At 72.1% G+C, this 6,894-nt stretch carries 5 protein-coding genes; 1 reads left to right on the top strand and 4 read right to left on the bottom strand.

Features of this window, described 5'->3' with window-relative positions; all coding sequences use genetic code 11:
* Positions 1-37: 37 nt before the first annotated feature.
* From ITI46_RS32305 to ITI46_RS32295, 3 genes are read right to left on the bottom strand one after another with little or no spacing between them, the layout of a single operon-like run.
* Positions 38-2,473 carry a xanthine dehydrogenase family protein molybdopterin-binding subunit gene (locus tag ITI46_RS32305; RefSeq protein WP_209243502.1) on the bottom strand — a complete coding sequence of 812 codons (2,436 nt, stop codon included), beginning with the start codon at positions 2,471-2,473 and terminating at the stop codon, positions 38-40.
* A gap of 1 nt (position 2,474) precedes the next feature.
* Entirely contained in the window at positions 2,475-2,990 is a 516-nt protein-coding gene (locus ITI46_RS32300) for a (2Fe-2S)-binding protein (RefSeq protein ID WP_209243501.1), read from the bottom strand.
* Positions 2,981-3,886, bottom strand: coding sequence for an FAD binding domain-containing protein (locus ITI46_RS32295; RefSeq protein WP_209243500.1), 906 nt, complete (start codon positions 3,884-3,886; stop codon positions 2,981-2,983). Before ITI46_RS32295 ends, ITI46_RS32300 begins: the two co-directional genes overlap by 10 nt.
* Before the next feature lie 371 nt (positions 3,887-4,257).
* Here ITI46_RS32295 and ITI46_RS32290 point away from each other — a divergent pair, with 371 nt between their 5' ends.
* Positions 4,258-6,057, top strand: coding sequence for a PucR family transcriptional regulator (locus tag ITI46_RS32290; RefSeq protein WP_209243499.1), 1,800 nt, complete (start codon positions 4,258-4,260; stop codon positions 6,055-6,057).
* 113 nt (positions 6,058-6,170) lie between these two features.
* On the opposite strand, the gene ITI46_RS32285 is transcribed toward ITI46_RS32290, so the two are convergent.
* Positions 6,171-6,827 carry a response regulator transcription factor gene (locus ITI46_RS32285; protein ID WP_209243498.1) on the bottom strand — a complete coding sequence of 219 codons (657 nt, stop codon included), beginning with the start codon at positions 6,825-6,827 and terminating at the stop codon, positions 6,171-6,173.
* Between the last annotated feature and the right edge of the window lie 67 nt (positions 6,828-6,894).

Genomic DNA, 6,894 nt, shown 5'->3' with positions numbered 1-6,894 from the left:
ATCGGGGGGTCCGGGGGTGGGGGGAGCCCCCGGCTCATCACACGTCGACGATGTGCTCAGGTCGCACGGGCACCCGCGGCAGCGCGCGCCCGGTGGCGGCCCGGACGGCGGCCATGACGGCAGGCGTCGACGACAAGGTCGGCGCCTCGCCCGCGCCCCGCAACCCGTACGGGGCGTGCTCGTCGGCGAGTTCCAGCACATCGACGGGGATGGTCGGCGTGTCGAGAATCGTGGGGATCAGATAGTCCGTGAAGGAGGGGTTGCGGACCTTGGCCTCGGGGTCGACCACGATCTCCTCCATCACGGCGAGCCCGAGGCCCTGTGTGGTGCCGCCCTGGATCTGGCCCACCACGGCCTGCGGGTTCATCGCCTTGCCCACGTCCTGCGCGCAAGCCAGTTCGATGACCTTGACCAGTCCGAGCTCGGTGTCGACCTCCACCACGGCGCGGTGCGCGGCGAAGGAGTACTGCACATGGCCGAAGCCCTGACCGGTCCTCAGGTCGAAGGCCTCGGTCGGCCGGTGCCGCCACTCGTCCTCGGCCTCGACCGGCTCACCGTCGAGCACGTCCACGAGAGACGCCAGCACCTCGCCGCCGTCGGTGACGACCTTGCCGCCCTCCAGCAGCAGTTCGGCCGTCGCCCACGCCGGGTGGTAGGTGCCGAACCGCTCCCGCCCGCGCTCCAGCACCTTCTCGCGGACCAGCTCGCACACGTGCTTGACGGCACCGCCGGTCACATACGTCTGCCGGGATGCGGACGTGGAACCGGCCGAGCCGACCTGGGTGTCGGCGGGATGGATGGTCACCTGGGTGACGCCCAGTTCGGTGCGGGCGATCTGGGCGTGCACGGTGATACCGCCCTGGCCCACCTCGGCCATCGCGGTGTGCACCATGGCCACCGGCTCGCCGCCGACGACCTCCAGCCGCACCCGCGCGGTGGAGTAGTCGTCGAAGCCCTCGGAGAAGCCGACGTTCTTGATGCCGACGGCGTAGCCGACGCCCCGTACGACGCCCTCGCCGTGCGTGGTGTTGGACAGCCCGCCCGGCAGCGCCCGTACGTCGGGTTCACCGCCGACGGTCTCCCACTGCGCCTCCATCGGCAGCGGCATCGCCTTGACCCGGCGCAGCAGTTCGGCGACCGGGGCCGGGGAGTCCACCGTCTGCCCGGTCGGCATCACGGTGCCCTGGGACATGGCGTTCTTCTGCCGGAGCTCGACCGGGTCCATACCCAGTTCGGCGGCCAGCTTGTCCATCTGCGCCTCGTACGCGAAGCACGCCTGCACAGCGCCGAAGCCGCGCATCGCGCCGCAGGGCGGGTTGTTGGTGTAGAGGGCCAGCGCCTCGATCTCGACGTCGTCGACCACATACGGGCCGACGCTGAGCGAGGCCGCGTTGCCGACCACCGCCGGGGACGCCGAGGCGTAGGCGCCGCCGTCCAGCACGATGCGGCACCGCAGGTGGGTGAGCTTGCCGTCGCGGGTGGCGCCGTGCTCGTACCACAGCTTGGCCGGGTGGCGGTGCACATGCCCGAAGAAGGACTCGAAGCGGTTGTAGACGATCTTGACGGGCTTGCCGGTGACCAGCGCCAGCAGACAGGCATGGATCTGCATGGACAGGTCCTCGCGCCCGCCGAAGGCACCGCCGACGCCGGAGAGCGTCATCCGTACCTTCTCCTCGGGCAGCCCGAGGACGGGGGCGATCTGGCGCAGGTCCGAGTGCAGCCACTGGGTGGCGATGTAGAGGTCCACACCGCCGTCCTCGGCGGGCACGGCCAGCCCTGACTCGGGACCGAGGAACGCCTGGTCCTGCATGCCGACCTCGTACTCGCCGGTGACGATCACATCGGCGCGCTCGGCGGCGGCGTCCGCGTCGCCGCGCACGATGGGCTGGCGATGCACGACGTTGGGGTGCGGGACGTGGGAAATGATGGGGGTCCCCCCTGGACCGGAGCTTGCCGGAGGTCCTTGGGGGAGGTCGTCGCGGCCCTCGTGGAGCAGCGGCGCGTCCTCGGCGAGCGCGCTGGCCTCGTCGTGGACGACCGGCAGTTCGCGGTACTCGACCTTGATCTTGGCGGCGGCGCGGCGCGCCGTCTCCGGGTGGTCGGCCGCCACCAGCGCCACGGGCTCGCCGTGGTGGCGGACCCGGCCGTGGGCGAGTACGGGGGTGTCCTGGATCTCCAGGCCGTAGTTCTTCACCTCGGTCGGGAGGTCGTCGTAGGTGAGCACGGCGTGCACGCCCGCCTGCTTGAGCGCCTCGCCGACGTCGATGGAGACGATCTCCGCGTGCGCGTGCGGGCTGCGCAGGGTGCAGCCCCACAGCATGTCCTCGTGCCACATGTCCGAGGAGTAGGCGAACTCGCCGGTCACCTTGAGGGTGCCGTCGGGCCGCAGCGGGGACTCCCCCACGCCGCCCTTGGCCTCGGCTCCCTGGTCCAGCTTGGTGGGCGTACGGGTGGGCCCGGTCGCAGGCGCCATCTCAGACCACCTCCTGCGCGCTGTCATCGGCGCGGGCCGCGGCGAGGCGGACGGCGTCCATGATCTTCTCGTAGCCGGTGCAGCGGCACAGGTTGCCCGAGAGGGCCTCGCGGATGTCCGCGTCCGAGGGCTGCGGGTTGCGCTCGATCAGCTCGTCAGCCGCGACCAGCAGTCCGGGCGTGCAGAAGCCGCACTGCACGGCGCCCGCGTCGATGAACGCCTGCTGGACCGGCGCCAGATCGCCGGTCTGCTCGGAGCCGTCCCGCTCCTTGGCGTACTCGGCCAGCCCTTCGACGGTGACGACCTCGCGCCCCTCGGCCTGCCCGGCGGCCACCAGACAGGCGCACACCGGCTCGCCGTCCAGGCGGACCGTACAGGAGCCGCACTCGCCCTGTTCGCAGGCGTTCTTGGAGCCGGGCAGACCCATCCGCTCACGCAGCACGTACAGCAGGGACTCGCCCTCCCACACGTCGTCGGCCTCGTGCCGCCGTCCGTTGACGGTGAATGTCACGCGCACTGGGCGCCTCCTTCAGTGGTGCGGCCGTTCCCGGTGGCGCGGTAGCTCTCCCAGGTCCAGCCCAGCGTGCGCCGGGCCATGACGCCCACGGCACGGCGGCGGTAGGCGGCGCTGCCGCGCACGTCGTCGATCGGGTTGCAGGCGCCGGAGCACAGCTCGGCGAACTCGCGGGCGACGGCCGGCGGAATCGTCCTGCCGTTGTCCCAGAAGCCGCCGTCCTCCAGCGCCGCGCCCAGGAAGTCCTCGGCGGCGCGGGCCCGCAGCGGGGTCGGCGCTGCCGAACCGATACCGGCCCGCACGGTGCGGGTCTCGGGGTGCAGCGCGATACCGAAGGCGCAGACCGCGATGACCATCGCGTTGCGGGTGCCCACCTTCGAGAACTGCTGCGGCCCGTCGGCCTTTTTGATGTGGATGCTCTTGATCAGCTCGTCCTCGGCGAGCGCATTGCGCTTCACGCCGGTGTAGAAGTCCTCGACGGGGATGAACCGGGTGCCCCGCACCGACTCCGCCTCGACCTCGGCGCCCGCTGCGAGCAGCGCGGGGTGCGAATCCCCTGCGGGGGAGGCGGCACCGAGGTTTCCGCCGACGCTGCCGCGGTTGCGGATCTGCGGGGAGCCGACGGTGTGCGAAGCCAGTGCGAGGCCCGGCAGCTCGGCGGAGAGCTCGTCGATGATCTTCGAGTAGGGCACGGAGGCGCCGAGCCGGACGGTCTCGTCGCCGACCTCCCACTCGTGCAGCTCACGGACCCGGTTCAGGTCCATGAGGTGGGTGGGGCGGCGGTGGTCGAAGTTGATCTCGACCATGACATCGGTGCCGCCCGCGATGGGCACGGCTGAGGGGTGCTCCGCCTTCGCGGCGAGCGCCTCCTCCCAACTGGCCGGGCGCAGGAACTCCATGGTTTCTCTTCTCGGTGTACTGGTTGGGGGTGCTGATTGCGGTGCTGAAGAGGGGTGCTGGCAGGGACTGCGATCTGGAGTGGTGCGATGGGAGGTGGGAGGTGGTGGAGGGGATGCGGTCAGTACACCGACTGGTACCCGCCCCGGTGCAGTCACCGAAAACATGAAGCGTTTGGCTGGTCGGCCACCTGGTCTTGTAGATTCAAACGAAAGCCGGGAACCAGTAACCTCACGGTTTCCTCCCGGTCACTCCGCTGTGGTGCGGCCCCGGTCACTGTCTGTGGCACGGCCACGCCCCGCCAGGCGGCAGCCGGCTCTCAGCAGGACACCCGACCCATCAGTACGACATACGAACGGCAGGCGACGAGACGATGCGGCTGCGCGCGCTCCTGGAGAACGACTCGCTGGGCCTCAGCCTCCTCGGCGGCGAGGACGAGCTGGACCGTACGGTGCGCGGCGTCATGACCACCGACCTGCGCGACCCCAGCCGCTATCTGTCCGGCGGCGAGCTGGTGCTGACGGGGCTGGCCTGGCGGCACGCGCCCGAGGACTCCGAGTCGTTCGTCCAGATCCTGGCCACCGCCGGGGTCGCCGGGCTCGCCGCCGGTGAGGCGGAGCTGGGCACCGTCCCCCAGGACCTGGTGGACGCCTGCGCCCGGCACCGGCTGCCGCTGTTCGCCGTGGCCGAGTCCGTGGCCTTCGCGACCATCACCGAGCACGTCGTACGGCAGGTCTCCACCGAGCGCGCCGGCGACCTGGCCGCCGTGGTGGACCGGCACCGGCGGCTGATGTCCTCAGGGCCCGCGGGCGGCGGCCCCGATGTGGTGCTGGACCTGCTCGGCTCCGATCTCGACCTGGCCGCCTGGGTGCTCTCCCCCACCGGCCGCCAGATCGCCGGACCCAGCGAGGGCCCGATACTGCCGCACGCCACGGCCGCCAGGCTGGCGGGCGCCCATATGGCCGCAGTACGCAGCGGACGGCGCAGCCCGCACCGGACGGCCGACGAAGGCGTGGCCTACTCCCTCTTCCCCGTCGGCCGCGGCGGCGGGGATCCGCGGCGCACCGTGCTGTCCGACTGGCTGCTGGCCGTCGCCGCAGACACCGGCGACTGGCCCGCCGAACGCCTCGACCTGCTGCACGGCGTCACCCAGCTCATCGCCGTCGAGCGGGACAGACGCGACGCCGCCCGCGCCGTGCGGCGCAGACTGGCGCAGGAAGTGCTGGAGCTGGTGCAGACCGGAGCGCCGCCCTCGGAGATCGCGGCGCGGCTGCGGGTGGCGGCCCCCGTACTGCTGCCGGGGCAGGGCACGTCGCCTGCCTGGCAGGTGATCGTGGCCCGCGTCGAATGGGACGAGCCCGAGCAGGGCCGCGCCCTGGAGGGCGGATCGATCGCCCAGTCCCTGCTGGAAGAGCTGCTGGTGGACCCGCATACGGCGGGCCCGGACGGCTCCGACCGGATCGCCGTCGCCCATGTGGATGGTGAGGCGGTGGCGCTGCTGCCGCTGACCGCGGAGGGGGCTGAGAGCTCCGAGGGCTCCCCGGACTCCGAGGGCTCCCCGACTTCCGGGGGCTCCCCGACTTCCGGGGGCGGCGCCGAGGAAGCCGGCGGGCGCGGCGCGGCCCAGGCAGGCGCTGAGCAGCGGCCGGCGCGGCTCACCGGCACCCACGGCGGGGCAGCGCTGCACGCCGACTCGCTGCTGACCGAGGTCAGCGAGCCCCTGGGGCGCGCCCTGGCGAACGACGGACGGCTGACGATCGGAGTGAGCGCCGCCGTGCACTCCGCCGAGGGGCTGCGCGGAGCGCTGGAAGAGGCGCGGCACGCCCGCCGGGTCGCCGCCGCACGCCCGGGCGCGGTCCGCGCGGCAGGGCACGAGGAGTTGGCCTCGCATGTGCTGCTGCTGCCCTTCGTGCCGGACGACGTGCGCCGAGCCTTCACCGCCCGGCTGCTGGACCCGCTGCGCGAGTACGACCGCAAGCACCGCGCCGAACTGGTGCCCACCCTGGAGGCGTTCCTCTCCTCCGACGGCTCCTGGACCCGCTGCGCCGGCCGGCTTCACCTGCACGTCAACACCCTGCGCTACCGCGTCAGCCGGATCGAACAGCTCACCGGCCGCGACCTCTCGCGCCTGGAGGACAAGCTGGACTTCTTCCTGGCGCTGCGGATGAGCTGAGGGATCGCCCTCGTTCAGGACGCGCGGAACTGCGCGAGCAACTGGAGGTACCCCCTGCTCGAAGCAGCTTGGGGAGCGCCCGCAGCCCGCCCGCGACGTACAGCAGCACTCCCTCACCGGACGGCCCTCGGGCGGCGCAGATACGCGAGAACGGCCAGCACCCTGCGGTGGTCGTCCGGCGCGGGCGGAAGGTCAAGCTTGGTGAGGATGGAGCGGACGTGCTTGACGACCGCCGCCTCACTGATGACCAGCGCACGGGCAATGCCGCCGTTCGACCTGCCCTCCGCCATCGCGGCCAGCACCTCGCGCTCCCGGGCCGTGAGCCGCTTCAGCTCCACCGGCTCCCGATTCGGAGCCAGCAGCTGCCGGACCACCTCGGGGTCGACGGCGGTGCCGCCCGCTGCCACCCGCTCCAGCGCCTCGATGAACTCCGTCACCTCCCCGACCCGGTCCTTGAGCAGATAGCCGACGCCGTCTCCGGTGGCCAGCAGATCGGCCGCGTAGGAGTTCTCGACGTACTGCGACAGCACCAGCACCGGCAACGTCGGGCGCTCGGTACGGAGTTGGAGCGCGGCACGCAGCCCTTCGTCGCGCAGTCCGGGCGGCATCCGGACGTCCGTGACGACGCAGTCCGGCGCGTGGGCGGCCACGGCATCCAGCAGCGCCGGTGCGTCGCCGACCCCCGCGCACATCTCGTGGCCGAAGCGCGTGAAAATCTGGCACAGCCCCTCACGCAGCAGTACGGAATCCTCAGCAATCACCAGCCGCATACGCGTTCCCCTCCCGGCCCTGCAACCTCTGGCCCTTCAACCCCTCGGGCCCCTGGCCCTTCAGCCC

Origin of the sequence: Streptomyces oryzae (genome assembly GCF_017676365.1) — a bacterium.
Lineage (GTDB): Bacteria > Actinomycetota > Actinomycetes > Streptomycetales > Streptomycetaceae > Streptomyces > Streptomyces oryzae.
The sequence above is the reverse complement of the archived record's forward strand: the minus strand, read 5'-3'. Positions and strand labels throughout refer to the sequence as shown.